The sequence below is a fragment of the Aeromonas sp. R6-1 genome (assembly GCF_040908165.1).
In the GTDB taxonomy this organism is placed as follows: domain Bacteria; phylum Pseudomonadota; class Gammaproteobacteria; order Enterobacterales; family Aeromonadaceae; genus Aeromonas; species Aeromonas caviae.
The window spans coordinates 57,988-81,787 of sequence record NZ_JBFODF010000014.1 but is presented as its reverse complement, the minus strand read 5'-3'; the positions used below and the strand labels follow the sequence as shown (position 1 = coordinate 81,787).

The window sequence follows — 23,800 nt, the reverse complement described above, 5'->3', positions numbered from 1 at the left end:
GAATGAAGATTGCCATTATCTCGGATCTGCATGGCAGTCTGACTGCCCTCGAGCAGGTGCTGGCGCAACTCGCTCCCTGGCAGCCTGATCACTATTTGCTGCTCGGGGATCTGCTCAATCACGGGCCGCGCAATCCGGTGCCGGCGGGGTATGATCCTGTCGCCGTGGCGGCAAGGCTCAACGAGCTGGCCCCCCGCATCATGGCGGTGCGTGGCAATTGCGATTCGGAGGTGGACCAGATGCTGCTCCATTTCCCCATCACGGCGCCCTACAACCAGCTGCTGGTGAATGGGCGGCGCTGGTTTGTCAGCCACGGTCATCTCTATGAGCCCGGCAACGTGCCCCTGCCAGCAGGGAGCCTGTTCATCAGCGGTCATACCCATGTGCCTGTGCTGCGCCAGGAGGGAGAAATGATCCTGATGAACCCGGGGTCTATCTGTTTTCCAAGGGGCGAGTGGGTGGCCAGTTATGGGCGCTATGACGAGGGCTGCATGAGCATCCATGCCTGCAAGGATGGAGAAACCCTGATGCAGCTGGTGCTCTGACTAGGAGCTGACAAGGAGAGAACATCAGAAGGGGGAGAGGAGATCAGGCCTTGATCCCGAAAGAGCGGGTGCCTGAGCGGGTATTGCCTTTGGCGTCATAGGTCAGGGAGCTGCTGTCTCTGAGCTTGCTGAGGAAGCTGGCGAGACGGCGATTGGAGACAATGCTGAGTTCGAGCAGACGTCCATTGAGGTTGTTCTGCTCCTGACAGGCTTCCAGCTTGGCTTGAAGGGCCTGCAATTGGGTCGGGAAGGCGCCCAGCTGTTGCTGCAAGTCGGGTAGCTCCGCCAGAGTCTTGTCCAGCGTCTCGATGGCCACCAGCAGTTGCTGCTTGCGATCGGCGAGTGCCGGCAAGGCAAGGGCCCGGTGAGCCTTGAGCAGGTCGAACTCCTCTGCCAGCAAGCCTTGCATCTGGGAGAGGTTGTCGTCCTGAGCGCGCAGCAGCGAAGGGAGGTCCATCATCCCAACCGTTTATCCAGATCGGCTTCGAAGCTGAACATCTTTCTGGCCACGGCTTCGCTGTTGACCTTGTACTCCCCACTGGCCACGGCCTTCTTCAGGCTCTCGACGCGGCTCTCGTTACCGGTGGAGGCGGTGTTGAGGGTCTTCTGCATCTGTTGCAATTGCTGCGCCTCACTGGTCAAGGAGACAGAGTCGCTCTTGACGGTCGTCGCACGGCTGCTCTCGCTGGAGGTCGCCGACTTGGTGGCTACACCTTGGCTGCTGCCGCTGTTTTGCAGGCGGTTGTTAGCCAAGTTGTTGATATTGTTGATAGCCATAAGGTTTACCTTCGTCTGCTTTGCTGTTCGCTTACCTGTATATCGGTGACGGCGGTCAGAACTTTAGAAAAAAATTGCGCAGTGCATTCATGTGTCAGAATGTCACGACCACGGAGCCCACTGCACTGACCTGGCCTTGCACCGTTCTGCCCGAGCGCGTGTTGACAAGCCGGATCATGTCTCCGAAGCTGCCATCTTGCAAGGCGCGGGCCATGGTTTTGATCTGCATGCTGCTGTTTTCGGCGCTCAGGGTGACCTGGTCCCCCTTGCAGACCACGCATACCTGGGTCAGCCTGATTGGCTGGCCCGGTTTGAGCTCACGCTTGCTGCGTACTCCGATGAGGGCGGTCGGGTCGGTAAGGTAGTCGCCACGGATCAGGGTCTGGTCCTGGTATGCCAGGGTCAGCATGGGTTCACTCAGAATGTCTCCCTTGGCAACCGGGACGGCGACGGTGACATAGGGTTTCTGGATGCTGACCCGGACCGGTAGATAGAGATCCCAGGATTTCTCTCCCTCGCACTTGAGGTAGACGGTGGTGTTGCGCCGGATCTCCATCCTGGCGGGGAGGGAAATGGTGAGGGCATCTTCGCAGCGCGTGAGGGGGAGGCGTTCGTCAATGGTACCGGCCTTGACGTCGGCCTGTGCATCGAGGGGAATATCGAGCTGGTCGAGCACGAACGCCTGTGCCTGTTCTTGCAGATAGTCGGTGACCTCGGACGCCATGGCGTGAGACAGACTGCAAAACGGCAGTAAGATAAGGAAAAGTCTACTAATCATTTTTGCTTACCGGTCGATAAGTTATTCACGTATACCACCGTAGTTAACTATGCTTGCTCCAGAATTATTCGGTTGTTGAAACAACGATGATCTGATGCAAGCCAATGTGCATGCATAATGACATGCACGATCAGTGCCAAGCATTTTTAGGGAGTGTTTATGGCGAGTATTCTGGACTCGGTCAACCAGCGAACCCAGCTAGTGGGACAAAACAGGCTGGAGCTGCTGTTGTTTCGTCTCAATGGACGTCAAAGATTTGGCATCAACGTATTCAAGGTACGCGAGGTGCTGCAGTGCCCACCTCTGACCGTCATGCCCAAGCTCAACTCCTGTATTCGCGGTGTGGCACATATCCGTGGCCAGACCATCTCGGTGATCGATCTCAGCATGGCGATGGGCAAGCGCCCCATCCAGGACCTCTCCAAGTGCTTCATCATCATCTCCGAGTACAACCGTTCCATTCAGGGGTTCCTGGTCCACTCGGTCGAGCGCATCATCAACATGAACTGGGAGTCCATCCTGCCGCCACCCAAAGGGGCAGGTCGCATCAACTACATGACGGCGGTGACTGAGGTAGATGGTGAGCTGGTGGAGATCCTGGACGTGGAGCGCATTCTCAACGAGATCTCGCCGGTCTCCACCGAGGTGTCCACCGAACTGGTGGAAGCAAGCGTAGAGCGCAATCCTCACGGGCGTCCCGTGCTGGTTGCGGACGACTCTTCGGTTGCGCGCAAGCAGGTTCAACGGGCACTGGAGGCTATCGGGGTGCAGTGCGTGCTGGCCAAGGATGGACGGGAAGCGCTCAACATGTTGCTGGAGATGTCCAAGAACGGTCCCATCAAGGATCAGATAGCCCTGGTCATTTCGGACATCGAGATGCCGGAGATGGACGGGTATACCTTCACCGCCGAGATCCGCAACAATCCCAACCTCAAGGATTTGCATGTTATCCTGCACACTTCCCTCAGTGGGGTGTTCAATCAGGCCATGGTGCAGAAAGTCGGAGCGAACAATTTCATTGCCAAATTCCAGCCGGATGAATTGGCCAAGGCCGTACAAGGCGCTCTCTAATCAAGAAGAACAACTGCATGAAGACACTTTCGGACGACTTATACAGGCAATTCAGCAATTTTCTGGCGCAACAGAGCGGCATAGTGCTGGGTGACAACAAACAGTATCTGGTCAAGAGCCGCCTGTCGCCCTTGATGACTCAGTTTGGTATCGAGAGTCTGTCTGATCTGGTCACCCGGGCGATGAGCGTGCGCGAGCGGGAGCTCAAGATGGCGGTGGTCGATGCCATGACCACCAACGAGACCCTGTGGTTTCGCGATACCTATCCGTTCCAGCTGCTGAGCGACAAGATTTTCCCGGAGCTTGGCAAGAGCGGTCGTCCCATCAAGATATGGTCTGCCGCCTCTTCATCCGGGCAGGAACCCTACTCCATCGCCATGACGGCGCTGGAGCAGCAAGTCAAGCGGCCGGGTACCTTGCCGGGCGGGGTGCAGATAGTGGGGACCGATATCTCCAGCACCATGCTCAACCAGTGCAAGGAGGGTGTCTACGATAGCCTGGCGCTGGCTCGCGGGCTCTCCCCCGAGCGCAAGCGACTCTTTTTCGAACCCTGTGGCGACAACAAGATGCGGGTGGTGGAGCGTGTCAGAAAATTGACCAGCTTCCGTCCCCTCAACCTGCTGGAGAGCTACAGCCTGCTCGGCAAGTTTGACATCATCTTCTGCCGCAACGTGCTCATCTACTTTGCGCCCGAAGTGAAATCCAAGATCCTCAACCAGTTCGCCAGCAGCCTCAATCCTGGCGGCTACCTGATGCTGGGGGCCTCCGAGTCTCTGGCCGGCCTCACCGACAAGTTCGAGATGATCCGCTGCAACCCCGGCATCGTCTACAAGGTCAAATAACCCCGCTCAATACCCTCTTGGCACACCTCTTGCTAAATATTCATGAAGCAGGAGGTGTGCTATGGCAATTTCATTCGACAAGGCATTCGGTGTTCATCAGTACACGCTGAGCGTGCGCGCCAAGCGTGCCGAGGTGTTGTCCAGCAACATCGCCAATGCGGACACGCCGGGCTTCAAGGCCCGTGACATCGACTTCTCACAGGCGTTGCAGGATGCCCAGGGCCAGCAAGGGTTCGGGCTCAGCACCACCAGCGAGAAGCACTTCGCCTTGCAGATGGATACCCCGGGCACGACCCAGTACCGCAATCCCCTGCAACCGGATACCGGTGATGGCAACACGGTGGACGTGCAGCAGGAGCGCAGCGAGTTCCTGCGCAACAGCCTCGAATACCAGGCCTCCCTTGAATTCATGAACAGCAAGATAAGCGGCCTGCTCAAGGCACTGAAAGGAGAGCAAGGATGAGTTTGTACAAGGTCTTTGACATTGCAGGCTCTGCCATGAGCGCGCAGTCCGTTCGCCTCAACACGGTGGCGAGCAACATGGCCAACGCTGACAGCGTCAGCTCCAGCGTGGAAAAAACTTACCACGCCAGGCGGCCAGTCTTTGCCGCCCAGCTGGATCAGGCCATGTCCGACAAGCAGGCCTCGGTCGGGGTGGATGTGAAGGGCATCGTCGAGAGTGATGCGCCCCTGCTCAAGGAGTACAACCCGAATCACCCCATGGCGGACAAGGATGGCTTCATCTTCAAGCCCAACGTCAACATGGTGGAAGAGATGGCGGACATGATAGCGGCGTCGCGCAGCTACCAGACCAACGTCCAGGTGGCCGACGCGGCCAAGAAAATGCTGCAGCAGACCCTGGGTCTGGGCAAGTCCTGACAGAGGTGAACCCGGATGAGAGTGACCCGTGATCGCCTGCCAGGCGGCAACAATCGGCCCAGTGGGCACGCCCTAGAGGGGGGAGCATAAGTGGCAGATACCTATGACAGCCTGCTGGGCGTCAACCGGACGACGTCGGCCCAGACCAGTACGGTCAACACCAGTACCCAGAAAAAGGAGCTGGATCAGGAGTCCTTCCTGAAGCTGCTGACCATGCAGCTCTCCTATCAGGATCCGTTCAAACCGGTGGACAACGCCCAGATGCTTTCCCAGATGACCTTGATGTCGACGTCTCAGGGGATCAGCAGCCTCTCCACCCAGATGGAGAGCCTCAACAGCCTGATGACCTCCAGCCAGGCGCTGCAGGCCTCCGCGCTGGTGGGGCAAAACGTGCTGATCCCGTCCAACACGGGTTACGTGGAGAAGGGGGGCACCCTCACGGGGGTCATCGCCACCGGCGATGGCGGCAGCAACATCAAGGTGACGGTGAAGGACGAGAGCGGCCAGGTCATCAGGGAGTTCGCCATCGAAGGGAGCCACAAGGGGAACGTGGCCTTTGAATGGGATGGCAAGGACAAGTCCGGCAACCAGGCCAAGAGCGGCAAGTATTCGATAGAGGCGCATGCCACCGTCGACGGCAAGTCGGAGAGCGTCCCCGCCCTGACTTACGCCAAGGTGGAGAGCGTCACCCTGGGAACGAGCACCAACCCCAGCACCCTCAAACTCAAGGGACTGGGCGGCATCTACCTGACCGATGTATTGGAAATTGGCGCGACGACCGGCAAGACCACCACCCAGTCGGCTTCGTCCTCTAACGCAGTGATCTAAGGAGAAAGACATGTCATTCAACAATGCCCTCAGCGGCATCAATGCGGCTCAAAAAGACCTGAACGTCACCGCGAACAACATTGCCAACGTCAATACCACCGGCTTCAAGGAGTCCCGTGCCGAGTTTGCCGACGTCTATGCCAACTCCATCTTCGTCAACGCCAAGACCCAGGTCGGCAACGGGGTGGCGACTGGCGCTGTGGCCCAGCAGTTCCACCAGGGCGCGCTGCAATTCACCAACAACGCGCTGGATCTCGCCATCCAGGGCAACGGCTTCTTCGTGACCTCGGACGGCCTGACCAACCTGGATCGCACCTACACCCGTGCGGGCGCCTTCAAGCTCAATGAAAGCAGCTACATGGTCAGCAACTCCGGCGGTTATCTGCAAGGGTACGAGATCAACTCTGATGGCACCCCCAAGGCGGTGAGCATCAACGCTACCAAGCCCATCCAGATCCCGGACAAGGCCGGTGAGCCGGTGCAGACCACGACGGTCGAGGCTGGTTTCAACCTGCCTTCCAGCACGAAAACGCTGATGGATGTCAATGCCTCCAAATTCGATCCCACGGACTCGACCACCTACTCCTCCTCCACTTCCGTGGTGGTCTATGACTCCCTGGGCGAGCCACACACCATCACCCAGTACTTCACCAAGGAAGCGGATCCGGCCGATCCTACCCAAGCGGCGGTGCCGACTGCCTGGCGCATGTACCTCTATGAAGGGGACAAGCCCATCGACATCGTAGGCGGTACGGCCACCACCATGGCGACCGGTTTGAGCCAGGCCCCCCTGAGCGCCCGGGTGACCTTCGATGCCTCCGGCAAGATGGTCACACCCACCACCCCGGCGGTCATCAAGACGGAACCCCTGGGGGCGACAGGGGCTGGTATCATCACCAATGGCGCCGATGGCACCCAGGAGATTGAGTTCAAGCTTGGTACCGTGACCCAGTACGCCTCCCCCTTTGAAGTGAGCAAGCTGACCCAGGACGGCTCCACCGTCGGTCGCCTGACCAAGGTGGAGATCGGGGCGGATGGCATAGTCTCCGCCACTTACAGCAACGCCACCACCGTCAAGGTGGCCATGGTGGCCATGGCGAAGTTTGCCAATGCCCAGGGGCTCACCCAGGTCGGCGACACCTCCTGGCGCCAGTCCCTGCTCTCTGGCGATGCCTTGCCCGGCACCCCGAACTCCGGCACGTTCGGCTCCATCAAGTCGTCGGCACTGGAGCAGTCCAACGTGGATCTCACCACCGAGCTGGTCGACCTCATCACTGCCCAGCGCAACTTCCAGGCGAACTCCCGTTCCCTGGAAGTGAACAGCTCCCTGCAGCAGAACATACTGCAGATCCGCTAAGACGACGGGTAGTTGGCAGGGGCGCTTCGGCGCCCCTTGTCATTTCCGTCCCGCCTCATTTCCTCCTTTCATTCCGTCTTCGTCATCTCTCTTGGCATTCAACTTGCAGTTGAGCTGTGAGAGTCATCTGTTTGACGGAGGATCCCATGGATCACCTGCTTTACATCGCCATGTCCGGGGCCAAGGAGAACATGAACAGCCTGGCTGTTCGTGGCAACAACCTTGCCAACGCCAACACCATTGGCTTCAAGTCTGACTTCGAGCAGGCGCGCAGCATGCAGGCGTTTGGCGAAGGGCTGCCCACGCGGGTGTTCGCCATGACCGAGCGGCCGGGCCAGAACCTGCAGCACGGCATGCTGATGACCACGGGTCGGGATCTTGACGTTGCCGTCGATGGGCCGGGCTGGATTGCGGTGCAGGATCCCAACGGTGCGGAAGCCTATACCCGCATGGGCAACCTGCAGCTCAATGCCACCGGCAATCTGCAGACTTCCACCGGTCTGAATGTGGTGGATGATGCCGGTCAGCCCATCGTGCTGCCCCTGCCCATGGAGAAAATTGAGATCAATCGTGACGGTACCATCAGCGGCCGTCCCGAGGGGGCAGCCGCCAACCTGCCGGAAGATTTCCAGCGTATCAAGCTGGTCAACCCGGCGGCAGATGCGGTGGAGAAAGGCCAGGACGGTCTGTTTCGCCGCAAGGATGGCCAGAGTGAGGCCGCGTCTGCGGATGTGGGCCTGATCGCCGGCTCCCTTGAGGGGAGCAACGTCAACGTGGTCGACGAGATGACCAACCTTATTCGCTTGCAACGTCAGTTTGAAACTCAGGTCAAGATCATGAAGACCGCCGAGGAGAACGACGAGGCACAAACCCAGCTGCTGCGTATCAGCTAATCAAGGAGCACCCCATGAATCCTGCACTCTGGATCAGCAAGACCGGCCTCGATGCCCAGCAGACCAACATCTCGGTCACCTCGAACAACCTGGCGAACGCCAGCACCGTGGGCTACAAGAAGGCGCGGGCCATCTTCGAGGATCTGCTGTATCAGAACATCAACCAGCCTGGCGGTCGCTCCTCGGCGGACACCGAGCTCCCTTCCGGCCTGATGCTGGGGGCGGGGGCCAAGGTGGTCGCCACCCAGAAAAACCACAGTCAGGGCAACGTCCAGACCACGGATAACTCCCTTGATCTGATGATCAGCGGCCGCGGCTACTTCGAAATCCAGCTGCCCGATGGCAGCGCCGCCTATACCCGTAACGGCCAGTTCACCCTGAACGACGAGGGGACCATCGTCACCCCGGGCAACGGTTACCCGCTGCAACCGGAGATCCAGATCCCCGAGAACGCCCAGAGCGTCACCGTGGGGGAGGATGGCCAGGTCTCCGTCCAGCTCAAGGGGGATGGCCAATCCCAGGTGGTGGGCCAGATCAACACCACGGACTTCGTCAACCCCACCGGCCTGCAGCCCATGGGGGAGAACCTCTTCCTCGAGACCCAGTCCAGCGGCGCCCCCATTCAGGGGACTGCCGGCGCGGACGGGCTGGGGGTGATCAAGCAGGGGATGCTGGAGACCTCCAACGTCAACGTGACCGAGGAGCTGGTGAATCTCATCCAGGCTCAGCGGGTCTACGAGATGAACTCCAAGGTCATCTCCGCCGTCGACTCCATGATGTCCTTCCTGACCCAGCGGACCTGATGAAAGGAGTGTCATGATGAAAGCCATATGGATGCTGGGACTGCTGACGCTGGCGGGTTGCACCAGTACCCCCAATACCGCCAAACCGGATGACCCGGATTTCGCCCCCGTCTACGGGGAGTCTGAGCCGGTGTCGGTGCGCCCGACCGGCGCCATCTTCCAGCCCGAGCAGGTCAACGGCATCTACTCGGACATCAAGGCGCACCGGGTGGGTGACATCATCACCATCCAGTTGGCGGAGTCGACCTCGGCGTCGAAAAAGGCCAACACCCAGAGCGGCAAGGACAACAAGCTGGCGCTCGACCCCGTCACCCTGGGTGGCGTGCCGGTCACGGCGGGGCCCTACGATCTGTCGGCCTCCATCGGCCAGAACAGTGCCTTCAAGGGGCAGGCCAAAGCGGATCAGAGCAACAGCCTGCAGGGCAACATCTCGGTCAGCGTGGTCAAGGTACTGCCAAACGGGAACCTGCTGGTGCGCGGCGAGAAGTGGATCATGCTCAACAATGGCAACGAATACATCCGCATCACCGGTCTGGTGCGCCCGGAGGACGTGAGCTCGGAAAACAGCGTCTCCTCCCAGCGGGTGGCCAATGCGCGTATCTATTACGGCGGTACCGGGGATCTGGCGAACACCCAGGAGCAGGGCTGGCTCACCAGCTTCTTCAACGGCCCCTGGTGGCCCATTTAAGACTCAAGAGTCCGGGGCGTTCACGGGCCCTGGATCAGGAAGGTTTTGTTAGGAGATGTCATGAACCGATTCCGTCTGCTTGCTCTGCTGTGCTGCCTGCTGCCCTTCGGGCTGGCGCACGCATCCCGCATCAAGGACCTCGCCTCGGTGGAAGGGGTGCGCAGCAACCAGCTGATCGGTTACGGTCTGGTGGTGGGCCTGCCCGGCACGGGGGAGAAGAACAACGCCTTCACGGAGCAGACCTTCAGGACCATGCTCAACAACTTCGGCATCAAGGTGCCTGACAACATCAAGCCCAAGATCAAGGACGTGGCACCGGTAGCCATCCACGCGGATCTGCCCCCCTTCTCCAAGCCGGGTCAGACCATAGACGTCACCGTCTCCGCCATCGGCGAGGCGAAGAGCCTGCGTGGCGGCACCCTGCTCCAGACCTTCCTGAAAGGGCTGGATGGCCGCGTCTATGCGGTGGCCCAGGGCAGCCTGGTGGTCGGTGGCCTCGGGGCCGAAGGGGCGGACGGCTCCAAGGTGGTGGTGAACACGCCCACAGTGGGGCGCATCGCCAATGGGGCGACTGTGGAGCGGGAGGTTCCCAACTCCTTCAGCCAGGGCGACACCATCACCTTCAACCTGAACCGGCCGGACTTCACCACCGCCCGCCGTCTGGCGGACGTGGTCAACGATCTGGTGGGTCCGAACACCGCCCAGGCGATGGACGCCACCTCCATCAAGGTATTCGCACCGCGGGATCCGGCCCAGCGGGTCTCCTACCTCTCCACCATCGAGAACCTGGAAGTGGACCCGGCGAGCGAGTCCGCCAAGATCATCGTGAATTCGCGCACCGGGACCATCGTCATCGGCAGCGAGGTCAAGCTGCGCCCGGCGGCCATCAGCCACGGTGGGCTGACAGTCACCATCGCCGAGAACCAGCAGGTCTCCCAACCCAATCCGCTCGCTGGCGGGCAGACGGCGGTCACCAACAACTCCACCATCAACGTGCAGCAGGATCCCGGTCGGATGTTCAAGCTCGATACCGGCGCGACCCTGGACGACCTGGTGCGGGCGGTGAACCAGGTGGGGGTCGCCCCCGGGGATCTGATGGCGATCCTGGAGGCGCTGCAGCAGGCGGGCGCGATCCAGGGCCAACTGGTCATTCTGTAATTTCGTGAGCGGCAAGCGGTTGCCACGGGCGGCAAAGAGGTAGGTTATGGCAGAGTTCGACACCCAGAGCGGTATCAATATTGGCATGGTGCAGGACGTCCAGAACCTGGACAAACTGCGCCAGATGAGCCTGAGCAAGGAGGGGAAGCAAGGGGCCCTGATGGCGGCCGCCCGCCAGTTCGAATCCATCTTCACCCAGACCCTGTTCAAGGGGATGCGCCAGGCCAACTCGGTGCTCACCGAGGGCAACCCGATGAACAGCAGCTACACCCAGTTCTATGAAGGGATGCTGGACGAGCAGCGGGTGGCCGACATGTCGAGCAAGGGGGGGCTGGGCATCGCCGAGATGGTGGCCAGGCAGCTCTCACCCGAGCAGACCTTCACCCATCAGGATGGCCGGGTACTCAAGCTGCCCCAGCGTACCGAGCGGGTCTACAAGCCCTATCAACCCCCCAGTGCCTCCAACGATCTGATTGCTGCCTCCAAAGTTGGCAAAGATTTTGCTGATAACGAAATGAAGGGTGAGCTGAATGGGGCCGAGCGTACGCTGGCCCTGCCAAGACGCCCCCACCGCACCGTGCCGCCCATGGGCAGCAGCCATAGGCCTTCGGCCCTGGATGGCAGCGCCAAGGTGTTTGACAGCCCGGAAGAGTTCGTCGACAGGCTGATGCCGCTGGCCAAGAAGGCGGCGGACAAGCTGGGGTTGAGTCCGGCGGTGCTGGTGGCCCAGGCCGCCCTTGAGAGTGGCTGGGGCAAGCGGGTGATCAAGGATGCAGACGGAAACGTGACGCACAACCTGTTCGGCATCAAGGCCGATCCGCGTTGGGAAGGCCCCAAGGCGGTGGTGAGCACCCTGGAATACGAGCAAGGGGTGGCCTCGCGCCAGAAGGCGGCGTTTCGCTCCTACGAGTCGTTTGAAGAGAGCTTCAACGACTACGTGGATTTCCTGACCTCTGGGAGTCGCTACAAGGGGGCGCTGGCCAAGGTGGACAGCCCGGAACGTTACTTCGAGGCGTTGCAGCAGGCCGGTTATGCCACCGATCCCCAGTACGCCAGGAAACTTAAACAAGTGTTGCGCAGTGATGCCATCGCCGGTTACTCGACGCCCGGCAACATTGCAGACAGGAACACAGAGATGGAGCTGTAAGCTATGGCAAGCGATCTGCTTGGAATTGGGACCTCGGGTGTGCTGGCCCAGCAGCGATTGCTGCAGACCACCAGCAACAACATAGTGAACGTCAATAGCCAGGGCTATGTACGTGAACGCACCCTGATCTACACCAATTCCGTCGGATTGGGGACGGGCGACATGGTGAGCGAGCGCATCATCAACGCTTATGCCCAGGCCGAGGTGCGCCGGGATACGTCCGCCTATCAGGCGGCCAACACCCGCTACGATCAACTGTTCCGGCTCGACAGCCTGCTTGGTGATGCCAGCAACAGCGTGGGGACCACCATCACCTCCTACTTCAAGGCTTTCCACACCGCCAACGAGTCACCGTCCGAGATCGGGGGGCGCAAGACGACCCTGAGTGAACTGAGCGGCATGGTGGACAGATTCCATACCCTCTCCGCACAGCTCGACAAGCAGTCCGATACCATCAACGCCACCATAGGGGACGAGACGGACAGGGTGAACAGCCTGCTGAACAGCATCAACGATCTGAACCAGGCCATCGTCCGCACCCAGGGCTCCCCTGAAGAGAACCTGATGCTGTTCGATCAGCGGGATGAGGCCATTCGCCAGCTCTCCGAGAAGATGGAGATCCGCACCGTGACCCAGCCCAATGGCAGCATGCTGGTCAACATGAGCACAGGGCACTCCCTGGTGCTCGATGGCGGCGTGGCCCAGTTCAAGGTGGTGCCGGGGGACCCGGATTCCCGTGAGCCTTCCCTGCAGCTGACCCTGGGCAAGAACCAGGCCAGCATCAACGACCAGGATATTGGCGGTGCCATCGGTGGCCTCTTCACCGCGCGCCGGGATCTGGAGCCCGCCAAGCGGGAGCTGGGGCAGCTGGCCGTCGCCCTGGGGGATGCCATGAACCAGCAGAACCGGCTGGGGATGGATCTCGACAACGAGCTTGGGGGGGATCTCTTCACCCTCAAGGGAAGCCAGGGGCTGCCCTACGCCAGCAACCAGGGTAACGGGGCGGCCAGCGTCAACTTCGTCCCCGGCAAGGGGAGCGAGGTCACCACCTTCGACTACGAGGTGCGGTTCAACAGCGCCACCGGTTACGAGGTATTCTCCATCGACGGCAGCGGGCAGCGTACCTCGCTCGCCACGGGGACCACGCCGCCAGCCACCTTCGAGGTGGCGGGGCACGGCATCGAAATCGATCTCTCCGGCACTCCGGTCGCGGGTGACAAGATCTTGTTGCAACCCACCCGGAATGCGGCTGCCAACCTGGAGCAGGCGATCACCCGTCCCGAGGATATCGCGCTGGCATCCCCCCTGAAGGCGGACAAGGGATCCCAGAACCTGGGCTCGGGCGAGATAACGCTGGGCGGTGTCTACAACACCGGCACGGGCTCGGGTTTTGGCACCAACACTCTGGACCCGAGTGCCCCCCAGGTCATCAAGATCGACGGCAGCGGCAACTACGAGGTCTATGACAAGAACAACAACCTGCTCGGTGTCGCCCCCGCCTCCAGCAAGGGAAAGAACCTGATGGCCGCCCTCGAGAGCCCCCTGGGGGGGCCCAAGGTCTACGCCGATCCGACCCAGAGCCCGGGCTATGAGTTCAGCATCACCGGCAAGGTGGAGGCCAACGACAGCTTCACGCTCAGCTACAACAAGGACGGCTTCGCGGACAACGCCAACGGCCTGGCGCTGGCGGAGCTGCAGAACAAGGAGCTGGTGCGCAAGAACAACAACGCCGCCACCAGCAACGACAAGATGACCTTCAACGATGCCTACTCGGGTCTGGTGAGCGGCATTGGCAACAAGACCAGCCAGGCCAAGACCCTGCTGCAGGCCAACGAGGCGAAGCTGACCCAAAGTACCGCCATCTTCGAGAGTGTCTCCGGCGTCAATCTGGAGGAGGAGGCGGCCAACCTCATCCGCTTCCAGCAGTCCTATGCGGCCTCGGCCCAGATAGTGAACACCGCCAAGACCATCTTCGACACCCTGCTCTCCTCCGTGAGGTAAGTCATGCGCATCACCACCAACATGATCTATGACCGCAACCTTGCCTCCATGAGCAAGGTGAGCGAGCGCCAGAACACCGCCTACAACCAGTTGATGACGGGGGATAAATTCTCCCGTTCCGGGGAGGACCCCGCCGGCATGAGCCAGAAGATGGCGCTGACCAAGGAGATCGATCTCTTCAAGCAGTACGGCGTCAACGGCAGCCTGCTGGAGAACAGCCTGGGCCACGAGGAGACGGTGCTCACCTCCCTCAACAACGCCATGCTGAGTGCCCAGACCCTGATCCAGAAGGCGAACAACTCCGCCATGGGCTCCGAGGAGCGCAACGCCATCGCGAGCGAACTGGAGGGGCTGCAAAAGCAGATGTTCGACCTGATGAACAGCAAGAACTCCCAGGGGGAGTACATCTTCGGCGGCAATCAGAGCAAGACCCAGCCCTTCGTCAAGGATGCCAGCGGCAACTATGTGTTTCAGGGGGACACGGGGCAGCGCAACATCCAGGTCTCTCCCACGGTGCAGATCCCGGCCAACGACTCCGGTTTCGATCTGTTCGAGATGGTGGCGACCCGGCGCACCGCCAGCGCCGCCAGTGGCAACATCCAGGTGTCGGTGGCGGATCAGGGGAACTTCGAGAGCTTCTATCGCAACAACTATGATGCTTCCCTGCCGAGCAACCAGTATGCGGTCAGCACCCTGGCCGGGCCGCCGGACACCTACGAGATCCGTGACAGCGGTGGTACCCTGCTGCAAAGCGGCGACTATGTGGCGGGCAACAAGATCCCCTTCAACGGCCTGGCGCTCACCCTCGACCTCCCTGCGGGATCGGCGACCCAGAACTTCGTGCTGGATACCCCGAAAAACGACAGCATCCTCAATGGCATGTCCGATTTCATCTCCGCCATGCGCGATCCGACCCTGTCCGAGAGCGATTTCCAGCTGGCGGTCTCCGATGCCACCGCCCACATGAGCAACGCCAGAACCAAGATAGACCGGGGACTGGGGGAGCTGGGGGGAAGGATGAACAGCCTGGAGCAGGTGATGAGCTCCAACGACGGACTCAGCACCCTGAACCAGCAGGCGCGGGCCAAGGTGTCCGAGGCGGACATGTACGAGGTGATCGCGGCCCTCTCCAAGGAGGATGCAGCCATGAGCGCCTCCCAGCTCGCCTTCAGCAAGATAAGCAAGCTGACCCTCTTCGACTATATCCGCTGACGTTCATCCGTTGACCGCAGGCTCCCCCGTGCCACGCACGGGGGAGCCTCGTTTCATGAAAGGCCCGCCGTCCGGCCAATTTGTAACAACCCGTTGCCAGGGGCCCGTTTGCCTTGACTCGACCTGCGCCTGGGCAGATGATGCCGCCCGCACGGTAGCGCCGTGCAATCAATGTTCGCAGCATCTCGTTAGGCGAGGCTCCTGCATAAACACAGGCCACTGATCTCACGACGTCCAGAGACGCCCAAGATCAGGACAGTTTTCATCGGATTAAGGTGTCAACCCAAGTGGCTTCCGGCATGCCGGATACGTTATGCAGTGCTAAAGCTGGTACGTGGGGATGAAAACACGCCGGACGGCGTCATTTCCTGCCTGTTACTCGTCAATCAAATTGCTGTTTTCTTGCCGTTGCATCCGGCCAGGTGCCGGAGGCGTTCAGGTTCGCCTGAAATCACATGAGGACATCTGTGATGAAGAAAACACACACCCTGCTCAATCGTCATCAACTGCTCGACCCGGTCGCCCTGCGCAACTGGCTGGCGCACAACCTGGATCCGGTGGCCCGTGCCGATCAGCTTCTGACCCTGCGCCCGGAAGAGCTCAACTGCATCTTCGATACCCTCTCCATGCCGGAAGGGGCGTCCTTGCTCGCCTCCCTCCCGGCGGAGTGTGCCGGCCATCTGCTGCTCAGGCTGCATGGCAGCATCGTGGGAATACTGCAGGGCACCCTGGCCCGTCGGGACCTGCTGGCCATCCTGCGCAGGCTCGACGAGCACGATCGCAAGACTCTGCTCGCCCGGCTGCCAGACCCCGCCCGTAAAGCCTTCCAGTCCCTGCTGGCCTGGCCGAACGAGTCGGTGGGGGCCAACATGCGCCACGAATACCTGGCAGTGGAGGCCGATGCAACGGTGGAAAGCGCCAAGCAGCTGATCCACGGGGCCTGGGATCAGGCCAGGCTGTTCGGTCATCTCTATGTGGTTGACGGCGAGCAGCGCCTCCTTGGCAGCGTCTCCCTCAAGTCGCTGCTGATCGCCGATCCGCTGCTGCCGGTAGGGGACCTGATGGAGGGGGAGGCGGTGCGCATCAACGCCCGGGCGGATCAGGAGCTGGCGGCCCGCCTGCTCATTGACCGTGACCTCTCGCTCCTGCCGGTGGAAGATCAGGGGCGTCTGGTGGGGGTCTTCCACGTGGACGATGCCGCCGACATCCTGGAGCTGGAGTCCACCGAGGATGCGGAGCTGCAAGGGGGCTCCTCGCCGCTGGATACCCCCTATTTGCAGGCCACCCCCTGGCAGTTGTGGCGCAAGCGGGTGGGCTGGTTGCTGATCCTGTTCGTGGCGGAAGCCTACACAGGCACCGTGCTGCGAGCCTTTGAAGAGCAGCTGGAGGCGGCCATCGCCCTGGCCTTCTTCATCCCGCTCCTCATCGGTACCGGTGGCAACAGCGGTACCCAGATCACCACCACCATAGTGCGTGCCATGGCGGTGGGGGAGGTGAGCCTGAAAAACCTCGGCACCGTGCTGAAAAAGGAGATCTCCACCGGTCTGCTCATCTCGGCCGCCATCGCACTGGCGGCCTGGGTGCGGGCCTGGAGCCTGGGGGTGGGGCCCGAGATCGGCATGGTGGTGACCCTGACCATCGTCGCCATCGTGCTCTGGAGCGCCACCGTCGCCTCGGTGATCCCCATGGTGCTGCGTCGCTTTCGCATCGACCCGGCGGTGGTCTCCGCCCCCTTCATCGCCACCCTGGTGGACGGTACCGGCCTCATCATCTACTTCGAGATAGCCAAGCTGATCCTGCCGGATCTGCAGTAGGAAAAGACAAGAGACAAAAAAAGGCAGCCATCGGCTGCCTTTTTGCACAGAGGAGCGGATCACCCGAGCTGGAACAGCAGGGGCCAGCCCTGCTCGTGGCAGTAGCGGTGCTCCTTTTCCAGGTTCTGCATCAGCAACTTGTTCTCGTCGCACCAGTCGAGCGGCAGGGTGACCACCAGCTGATCCCCGGCGGCCTGCACGTTCCACTCGGGCAGCAGGTTGTCCTGACGCCTGTGGTGGGCCGCCACCGCGAGGCGCAGGATGCGGATGCAGCGCAGCACCGTCTGCTCGTCGTGGTTGGGCAGGGCCGGCAGCTCGGAGAGCTTGAGCCCCTTGCGATGAAAGCGCACCAGGGCAGCCAGCAGGGCCTGATCGTCCTGGTTGAAGCCGGGCAGATCGGTGTTTTGCAAGATATAGGCGGAGTGTTTGTGGATGCCGCTGTAGTTGATGGCAAGGCCGATTTCGTGCAGCCGCGCCGCCCAGCCGAGGATAGCGCGATAGGGCTCTTCCGGCATCTCCCAGGGGCCGCTCAGGGCGTCGAACAGGGAGAGGACGCTGCGCTCCACCCGGGTGGCCTGGCGCTTGTCGATGCGATAGTGGGTGCTGAGTGCAAGCGCGGTGCGTTCGCGAATGTCGTGATGCTGCAGGCGCTCCTCGAACTCGTAGAGCAACCCTTCGCGCAGGGCGCCGTCGGAGTACTCCATCCGTTCGATGGGCAGGGAGGTGAAGAGCCCGAGCAGGATGGCCACCGCGGCGGCGAACACTCCCTGACGCTCCTCGGTGAGGCCCGCCAGCTTGAGCTGGTCGACCCGCTTGTGCTTGAGCATCTCTTCTTTCAGCCGCTCGAGTCCCGCCAGGGTGATGGCACCATCGGTCCACTCTTCCCCCTGCAACACGTCGCGCACGGTGCGGATGGAGCCCGAGCTGCCGAGGCAGCTCTGCCAGCCCAGCTTGCGGTACTGGTTGATGATGGGGGCGAGCTGATGCTGGGCTTCCAACACGGCGGCGTTGAAGGCCTTCTCGCCGAGCTTGCCGTTGCCAAAGAAGCTCTGGGTGAAGCTGACGCAGCCCATCTTGCGGCTGGTGAGCGCCTTGTGCTCAAACCCTTCGCCAATGATGAGCTCGGTGCTGCCGCCGCCGATGTCCACCACCAGCACCTGGCCCTCGATGTGCTGGGTATGAGCGACCCCCTGATAGATGAGGCGGGCCTCTTCCTGGCCGCTGATGATCTCGATGGGGTGGTTGAGCACCTTGGCCGCCTCGCGCACGAAGTCGCGGGCGTTGCTGGCGCGGCGCAATGTGTAGGTGCCGGCGATGCGGATCTGATCCGGCTTGATGTTGGTGAGCCGCTCGGCGAACAGGGCGAGGCAGTCCAGCCCGCGCGCCATGGCCTCCTGGGACATGCGGCGCTGCTCATCCATCCCTTCGGCGAGGCGCACTCGCTCCTTGATGCGATCGATGATTTGCATCCGCCCCTCGGTGAGGCGGGCAATGACCATATGGAAGCTGTTCGAGCCCAGATCGACAGCGGCGTACAGACTATTGTCCATGGTTTGACTCTATGCGTTTGAGGTAGTCGTAAATCGCCACCTGGGAACGGACCTTGCGGCGGTTGCCCCGCTTCACGTACTCGTTCTTCTGGTCGGCATCGATCACCCGCGCCTTGCAGGTATCACTCAGTTGTAGCTCGAGAATGTCGAGGATGCGCTGCTTGAGCCGCTCGTCATAGATGGGGGTGCCCACCTCGATGCGACCGTCGATGTTGCGGCTCATCCAGTCGGCACTGGAGATATAGAGCTGGGGATTGCCCTTGTTGTGGAACACCATCACCCGCGGATGTTCGAGGAAACGGTCGATGATGCTGATGACCCGGATGTTGTCGCTCAGACCCGGCACCCCCGGGCGCAGGGCGCACATGCCCCGGATGATCATCTGGATGGGCACCCCGGCCTGGCCGGCGGCATAGAGCCGGTTGATTAGGTCTCTGTCTACCAGGTTGTTGATCTTGAGGGTGATACCGCTGGGTTGCCCCGCCTTGGCATTGGTCAGCTCGTTGTCGATGAGGCGATAGAGCTGGCGGCGGCTGTTGATGGGGGAGACCAGCAGGTGGTTGAACTTGTAGCGCCGGTACGGGTACTCGATGTACTCGAACACGCTCTCCACCTCGGCGGTGATGTCCGGATGGCGGGTCAGCAGGGAGAAGTCGGTGTAGATCTTGGCGGTCTTCTCGTTGAAGTTGCCGGTCCCGATATGGGCGTAGCGCACCGCCTCGCCGTTCTCGTGGCGGGTGATGAGGCAGAGCTTGGAGTGGATCTTGAGGCTGGGCACCCCGAACACCACCTTGACGCCTGCGTCGGTCAGGATGTTGGCCCAGTCGATGTTGGCTGCCTCGTCGAAGCGGGCGCGCAGCTCCACCACCACGGTCACCTTCTTGCCGTTGTTGGCGGCGTCGATGAGGGAGTGGATGATCCGCGACTTCTTGGCCACCCGGTAGATGTTGATGCGAATGGCGCTGACCGCCGGGTCGAAGGCCGCCTGGCGCACCAGCTCGGTGAAGTGGTGGAACTTGTGGTACGGGTAGTAGAGCAGGATGTCCTGCTTGGCGATGGCGTCGAAGGCGTTGACGAAGCCGTCAAAGTCGCGGCAGTCCAGGGCTGGCAGCTTGGGGTTTTCCAGATAATCCCGGCCCACATTGGGGAAGCCGATGAAATCCTTGAAGTTGTGATAGCGCCCACCGGGCATGATGGCGTCGTAGGAGCTGATCTGCAGCTTGAGCTTCAAGAAGCTTATCATGGCCGCCGGCATTTCCCGCTCGTAGACGAAGCGCACCGGCATGGCGGTGAGGCGCTGTTTCAAGCCGTCACTCATCTTGTCCACCAGGCTCAAGTCCAGCTGGTCGGAGAGGTCATATTCGGCATCCCGGGTCAGCTTGACCGCGTAGGCGGCAATCTCGTCGTAGTCGAAGAAGCCCTTGAAGATCTCGTCCAGACAGAAGCGGATGACGTTGTCCAGGATGATGATCTGCTTCTTGCGACGGGTGCCCTCCGGCGGTAGCTGGAAGAAGCGGGGCAGATCGTCGGTGGGCACTTCCACCAGGGCGTACTGGATCACCTGGCCGTTCTTCTTCATCTCGATGGCGAGATAGGTGTGCTCGTCTTTCAGGAACTTGACCGGGTTGACCTCCTTGTTGAGGAGGATGGGGATGATGTGGCGCAGCACCTTTTCCCGAAAGAAGATCCGCAGCCACTGCTGGATGGACTCGGAGAGCTGGCTTTCGTTCACCAGGAAAATGTTGTGGCGGGCCAGCGCGATCAGCAGCTCCTTGTAGGTGTTGTCGAACGCCTCGCCGAGCGCCATCACCTTCTGCTGGATGGCGCGCAGCAGCACCTTGGCCTCGTCGTCGCCGCCGTGGACTTCGTTGATGAGGATGCGGCGCTTGACGTCCGACACCCGAACCTTGAAGAACTCGTCCTGATTGGAGGAGAAAATCCCGAGGAAGCGGACCCGCTCGATGAGGGGTACCGTCTTGTCCATCGCCTCTTGCAACACCCGTTCATTGAATGAGAGCCAGCTAAGCTCTTTCTCTTCATACTGCTTGTCGGTGCTCATCTGGTGCCTCTTTGCTCTGGTTGCGTCTGCGCGGAAGTTATGGCGTCAAACCATGACAAATTTATGACAGGCGACACTATTCGCTCAGATCCTGATCGATGTCGACGACGAGGTCGTCGGAGAGGGACTCCAGGGCCGTGACGAGATCGTCCAGTTCGAGCTGCGGCGGCAGGGCCACCAGGGCGTGGGCATAGAAGAGGGGGGCGCCTGAGTGGGGCGCAGGTTCGCAACCTGTGGTGAGGTCGGCGACGTTGATGTTGAGCTGTCGCAGGATGCTGGCCACTTCGTGGACGATGCCCGGTCTGTCGTTGCCGGTGACGCTCAGCATCACCTGATGGGCCGGTTGCGGGCTCAGCTGCCCTTCGGCGAAGCTCACGGTGAGGCCAGGCAGCATCACCAGGGCCTCGCACAGGCTGCGGTAATGCTCGTCAGGCACGGCGACGTGCAAAATGCCGGCAAATTGCCCCGCCAGCTCGCTCATGGAGCTGGCCAGCCAGTTGCCCTGCTGCCGGGTGATGGTATCGGCCAGGCTCTCGACGATCCCGGGTTTGTCTGCGCCGATCACGGTGACGACCAATTGCTTTTGCATCCTGCTCTCCTTGAATGGGGCTGCGTGGGGTCCGTTGACACCTGGCGGCGACGGGGTGCGCGCCAGAACGTCCATGGGCTCTAGCATTGTGCCTGCTGTGACAGGCCATATGAAGCCCGCCTTGCGCAAATTCAGTGAAAAAACGCGAATGCCGGGACGGGCTTGATTTCTGCGCTGCCTGAGTCGCTTTCCCCGTGGTAGAGTGTGCCCCTTCCTCTGGTGTGAACTGAATTTGTCTTGTAAACGGGATGTGCGTGTATGAATAGCCTTGTCGTATCGGGAGCTGTGTTGCTGGGGTTGCTCCTGCTGGTGATCGTCTGGCGCAGGGAGAAAGGGGGCAAGGCCGAGCCCTATGATCTGCAGGAAACCTTGATGAGCCCAGCCGAGCGCACCTTCTTCGGGGTGCTTGATCAGGCGGTGGGGGACAAGGCCCGTGTGTTTGCCAAGGTACGAGCCTCCTATGTACTGACGCCCGACGCGCACCTTGGCAAGGGCAAGCGCCAGCAGGCGCTCGGCAAGATAGGGGAGAAGCACTTCGATTTTCTGCTCTGCCACCCGGCGGATCTCTCTTTCCTGTGTGCCGTGGAGCTGGATGACGAGGGGCACCGCCACCAGAAGCGCAAGGTGCGGGATCTCTTCCTGAAGGCGGCCTGCGATGGCGCCGGCCTGCCGCTGTTGCAGATCCCGGCCAGCAGCCACTACCAGGTCGACGAGTTGCGGGAGCAACTGCTGCCCCTGCTGGCGAGAACGATGGCGCCGGTGGATGACCTGCTGCCCGGCGAGCGCCGCGAACCGACCTTCAGCCCGCTGCTGCTCGATGGTGTCGATCTGGGTATGTCACACCCGGGGGCTGCCAGGGAGCCCCAGGTGCCGCCCCCCCAGGCCGAAGAGGCAATGCCCGCGTTGATGGAGGAGAATCCCTTCCTCGATCCGGATGAGGAGGAGCCCCGGGAGACGACCCCTCATTGCCCCCGCTGTGCCGCGCCCCTGGTGGCACGGGAAGCACGAAAGGGTCCCCATGCCGGTCGCCTGTTCCTCGCCTGCAGCCGGTTTCCCGAGTGCCGCTATGCCGCTCCCCAGGAGAGCGTGAAACACTGATCCCTCCTCTGACGCCGCACCCTGTCGGCGTCATTCTTTCCCCTTCGCTGGTTTTCATCCGATACTCAATCTGGCTGGAAGCGTGATCCCCGTCCCGCCAGGGTCCGGGAGGATGCGACAAGTTTTGACAATCCGCCAGAATTTTGGCACTTTGTCCCCCTTATGACACAGTGCGAAATTGGTTTTAATAAGCACTTAAAAAACAATAACTTGGCGTCAGGTGTGAAAATATGGATAGGATGGCTATGGGTGTGCTGCTTGTTGATGCCGATGATGTGCGGCGCCAACAACTGGGGACTGTGCTCTCCTTCATGGGGATCCCCTGGCAGGAGGTGGTGGAGAGCGATCTCGATGTGGCCATCGAGACTGCCGGGCCCTTGCAGGGGATTCTGGCCGGGGAACTGCGCGAGCGCGCCCTGAGTGAGCTGCTTGCCGCCCATCCTCGTCTGCCCTTTCTCTCCCTGATGCCGGCGAGCCATGGCTGCAGCAACTTCATCGGGGTGGCCGAGGCGCCCTTTACCTATGAGTCCCTCACCCGTCATCTGCACTTCTGCCAAGCCTTCATCTCCCTGCATCCCCGTCATCAGACCCACGACAAGGGTCAGACCCTGCTGCGCCTGCTGGTGGGCAAGGGGAGGGGCATCCAGGAGGTGCGCCGTCTCATCGGCCAGGTGGCCGAGACCGACGCCAACGTACTGATCCTCGGTGAGTCCGGGACCGGCAAGGAGGTGGTGGCTCGCGCCATCCACGAGCTGTCCGCCCGAAGCGCGGGCCCCTTCGTGCCCATCAACTGCGGCGCCATTCCGGCGGAGCTGCTCGAGAGCGAGCTGTTCGGTCACGAGAAGGGGGCCTTCACCGGTGCCATTGCCGCCCGTCGCGGCCGCTTCGAGCTGGCCCAGGGGGGGACCCTCTTCCTCGACGAGATCGGCGACATGCCGCTGCCCATGCAGGTCAAGCTGCTGCGGGTGTTGCAGGAGCGCCAGTTCGACCGGGTCGGCGGGGGCAAGGCGGTGCAGGCGGACGTGCGCGTCATCGCCGCGACCCACCGGGATCTGGAGGCGATGATCCGCACCCAGGCGTTTCGCGAGGATCTCTACTACCGGCTCAACGTCTTCCCCATCGAGACGCCGCCCCTGCGCGAGCGCTGCGACGATATTCCCCTGCTGTTGCAGGAGCTGCTCAATCGCCATGCCGAGCAGCACAGGGGCATCATCCGCCTGACCCAGCGCGCCATGGAATCCCTGATGCAGTACCCCTGGCCCGGCAACGTGCGCGAGCTGTCCAATCTCATCGAGCGCCTGCTGATCCTCTACCCGAACCAGATCGTCGATGTGGCGGACCTGCCCGGCCGCTACCGGCTGTTGCCGAGCGAACCCAGGGATGAGCGTCTCACCGAGATGGACGAGCGGGATGCCCTGGCCGCCGTGTTCCAGTCCCCGCCCGTGCTGGATCCGAGCATCGCCATGCCCCTGCCCATGCAGCTGCCCCAGGAGGGGGTCAACCTCAAGGAGATGCTGGCCGACCTCGAAGTGGAGCTGATCCGCCAGGCCCTGGAGTCCCAGGATGGGGTGGTGGCCCGCGCCGCCGACCTGCTCAGCATGCGCCGCACCACGCTAGTGGAGAAGATGAAGAAGTACGGCATGAGCAAGGACAACTGAGGTCAATGCTTTGACGCTTGGCTGTCAACACATTGATATTGAAGCAATATATC

23 protein-coding genes and 1 riboswitch are annotated in these 23,800 nt (G+C 61.4%); of the genes, 17 read left to right on the top strand and 6 right to left on the bottom strand.

Annotation, left to right across the window (positions count from 1 at the left end):
• The first annotated feature begins 2 nt into the window (after positions 1 to 2).
• A complete protein-coding gene (yfcE, locus tag AB5Y68_RS02360; protein WP_039040231.1) occupies positions 3 to 545 on the top strand; it encodes a phosphodiesterase in 543 nt (180 codons plus the stop codon).
• A 43-nt stretch (positions 546 to 588) separates the two neighbouring features.
• Here the strand turns inward: yfcE and AB5Y68_RS02355 are convergent, their stop codons facing one another.
• The 3 genes from AB5Y68_RS02355 to flgA form a co-directional block, all read right to left on the bottom strand.
• A complete protein-coding gene (locus tag AB5Y68_RS02355) occupies positions 589 to 1,005 on the bottom strand; it encodes a flagella synthesis protein FlgN (protein ID WP_039040232.1) in 417 nt (138 codons plus the stop codon).
• Positions 1,002 to 1,322, bottom strand: a complete 321-nt coding sequence (gene flgM / locus AB5Y68_RS02350; protein ID WP_010675298.1) for a flagellar biosynthesis anti-sigma factor FlgM — start codon at positions 1,320 to 1,322, stop codon at positions 1,002 to 1,004. The genes AB5Y68_RS02355 and flgM overlap by 4 nt, the downstream gene beginning before the upstream one ends.
• 94 nt (positions 1,323 to 1,416) lie before the next feature.
• Positions 1,417 to 2,022, bottom strand: coding sequence for a flagellar basal body P-ring formation chaperone FlgA (flgA, locus tag AB5Y68_RS02345; RefSeq protein ID WP_039040281.1), 606 nt, complete (start codon positions 2,020 to 2,022; stop codon positions 1,417 to 1,419).
• A gap of 237 nt (positions 2,023 to 2,259) precedes the next feature.
• Between flgA and AB5Y68_RS02340 the strand changes: the two genes are divergently transcribed.
• The 14 genes from AB5Y68_RS02340 (at position 2,260) to mgtE (ending at position 16,793) form a co-directional block, all read left to right on the top strand.
• Positions 2,260 to 3,171, top strand: coding sequence for a chemotaxis protein CheV (locus AB5Y68_RS02340; protein WP_010675296.1), 912 nt, complete (start codon positions 2,260 to 2,262; stop codon positions 3,169 to 3,171).
• Positions 3,172 to 3,188: 17 nt separating this feature from the next.
• On the top strand, positions 3,189 to 4,013 hold the full coding sequence (locus AB5Y68_RS02335; RefSeq protein WP_010675295.1) for a protein-glutamate O-methyltransferase CheR: 825 nt from the start codon (positions 3,189 to 3,191) through the stop codon (positions 4,011 to 4,013).
• 61 nt (positions 4,014 to 4,074) lie between these two features.
• Complete coding sequence (gene flgB, locus AB5Y68_RS02330; RefSeq protein WP_010675294.1) at positions 4,075 to 4,476, top strand: flagellar basal body rod protein FlgB; 402 nt, start codon at positions 4,075 to 4,077, stop codon at positions 4,474 to 4,476.
• Positions 4,473 to 4,892: a flagellar basal body rod protein FlgC gene (flgC, locus tag AB5Y68_RS02325; protein ID WP_368206895.1), complete on the top strand. Its 420-nt coding sequence runs from the start codon at positions 4,473 to 4,475 to the stop codon at positions 4,890 to 4,892. The genes flgB and flgC overlap by 4 nt, the downstream gene beginning before the upstream one ends.
• 90 nt (positions 4,893 to 4,982) lie before the next feature.
• On the top strand, positions 4,983 to 5,720 hold the full coding sequence (locus AB5Y68_RS02320; RefSeq protein ID WP_368206894.1) for a flagellar hook assembly protein FlgD: 738 nt from the start codon (positions 4,983 to 4,985) through the stop codon (positions 5,718 to 5,720).
• Between the two features lie 10 nt (positions 5,721 to 5,730).
• Positions 5,731 to 7,077 (top strand): flagellar hook protein FlgE, encoded by a 1,347-nt coding sequence (flgE, locus tag AB5Y68_RS02315; protein ID WP_039040233.1) that lies wholly within the window; start codon positions 5,731 to 5,733, stop codon positions 7,075 to 7,077.
• Between the two features lie 146 nt (positions 7,078 to 7,223).
• The gene (gene flgF, locus AB5Y68_RS02310) at positions 7,224 to 7,970 is read left to right on the top strand and encodes a flagellar basal-body rod protein FlgF (protein WP_039040234.1); all 747 of its coding nucleotides are present in this window, start codon (positions 7,224 to 7,226) and stop codon (positions 7,968 to 7,970) included.
• 14 nt (positions 7,971 to 7,984) lie between these two features.
• A complete protein-coding gene (gene flgG / locus AB5Y68_RS02305; protein ID WP_010675290.1) occupies positions 7,985 to 8,773 on the top strand; it encodes a flagellar basal-body rod protein FlgG in 789 nt (262 codons plus the stop codon).
• Positions 8,774 to 8,789: 16 nt separating this feature from the next.
• Positions 8,790 to 9,461 (top strand): flagellar basal body L-ring protein FlgH, encoded by a 672-nt coding sequence (gene flgH, locus AB5Y68_RS02300; RefSeq protein ID WP_010675289.1) that lies wholly within the window; start codon positions 8,790 to 8,792, stop codon positions 9,459 to 9,461.
• Between the two features lie 60 nt (positions 9,462 to 9,521).
• The gene (locus AB5Y68_RS02295) at positions 9,522 to 10,619 is read left to right on the top strand and encodes a flagellar basal body P-ring protein FlgI (protein ID WP_010675288.1); all 1,098 of its coding nucleotides are present in this window, start codon (positions 9,522 to 9,524) and stop codon (positions 10,617 to 10,619) included.
• Positions 10,620 to 10,665: 46 nt separating this feature from the next.
• Entirely contained in the window at positions 10,666 to 11,766 is a 1,101-nt protein-coding gene (flgJ, locus tag AB5Y68_RS02290; protein WP_039040235.1) for a flagellar assembly peptidoglycan hydrolase FlgJ, read from the top strand.
• Positions 11,767 to 11,769: 3 nt separating this feature from the next.
• On the top strand, positions 11,770 to 13,767 hold the full coding sequence (flgK, locus tag AB5Y68_RS02285; RefSeq protein ID WP_039040236.1) for a flagellar hook-associated protein FlgK: 1,998 nt from the start codon (positions 11,770 to 11,772) through the stop codon (positions 13,765 to 13,767).
• 3 nt (positions 13,768 to 13,770) lie between these two features.
• Entirely contained in the window at positions 13,771 to 14,979 is a 1,209-nt protein-coding gene (gene flgL, locus AB5Y68_RS02280) for a flagellar hook-associated protein FlgL (RefSeq protein WP_039040237.1), read from the top strand.
• Between the two features lie 177 nt (positions 14,980 to 15,156).
• A riboswitch (M-box (ykoK) riboswitch) is annotated at positions 15,157 to 15,326 on the top strand.
• Between the two features lie 123 nt (positions 15,327 to 15,449).
• Positions 15,450 to 16,793, top strand: coding sequence for a magnesium transporter (mgtE, locus tag AB5Y68_RS02275; RefSeq protein ID WP_039040238.1), 1,344 nt, complete (start codon positions 15,450 to 15,452; stop codon positions 16,791 to 16,793).
• Between the two features lie 59 nt (positions 16,794 to 16,852).
• Here the strand turns inward: mgtE and ppx are convergent, their stop codons facing one another.
• From ppx to AB5Y68_RS02260, 3 genes are all read right to left on the bottom strand, one after another.
• Positions 16,853 to 18,343 (bottom strand): exopolyphosphatase, encoded by a 1,491-nt coding sequence (gene ppx, locus AB5Y68_RS02270; protein WP_039040239.1) that lies wholly within the window; start codon positions 18,341 to 18,343, stop codon positions 16,853 to 16,855.
• A complete protein-coding gene (gene ppk1, locus AB5Y68_RS02265; RefSeq protein WP_039040240.1) occupies positions 18,333 to 20,402 on the bottom strand; it encodes a polyphosphate kinase 1 in 2,070 nt (689 codons plus the stop codon). The genes ppx and ppk1 overlap by 11 nt, the downstream gene beginning before the upstream one ends.
• 76 nt (positions 20,403 to 20,478) lie before the next feature.
• On the bottom strand, positions 20,479 to 20,991 hold the full coding sequence (locus tag AB5Y68_RS02260; protein WP_010675281.1) for a glycine cleavage system protein R: 513 nt from the start codon (positions 20,989 to 20,991) through the stop codon (positions 20,479 to 20,481).
• A 258-nt stretch (positions 20,992 to 21,249) separates the two neighbouring features.
• Here AB5Y68_RS02260 and AB5Y68_RS02255 point away from each other — a divergent pair, with 258 nt between their 5' ends.
• The gene (locus tag AB5Y68_RS02255; protein ID WP_039040241.1) at positions 21,250 to 22,089 is read left to right on the top strand and encodes a DUF2726 domain-containing protein; all 840 of its coding nucleotides are present in this window, start codon (positions 21,250 to 21,252) and stop codon (positions 22,087 to 22,089) included.
• A 239-nt stretch (positions 22,090 to 22,328) separates the two neighbouring features.
• Positions 22,329 to 23,747, top strand: a complete 1,419-nt coding sequence (locus AB5Y68_RS02250; RefSeq protein ID WP_039040242.1) for a sigma 54-interacting transcriptional regulator — start codon at positions 22,329 to 22,331, stop codon at positions 23,745 to 23,747.
• Positions 23,748 to 23,800 lie beyond the last annotated feature (53 nt).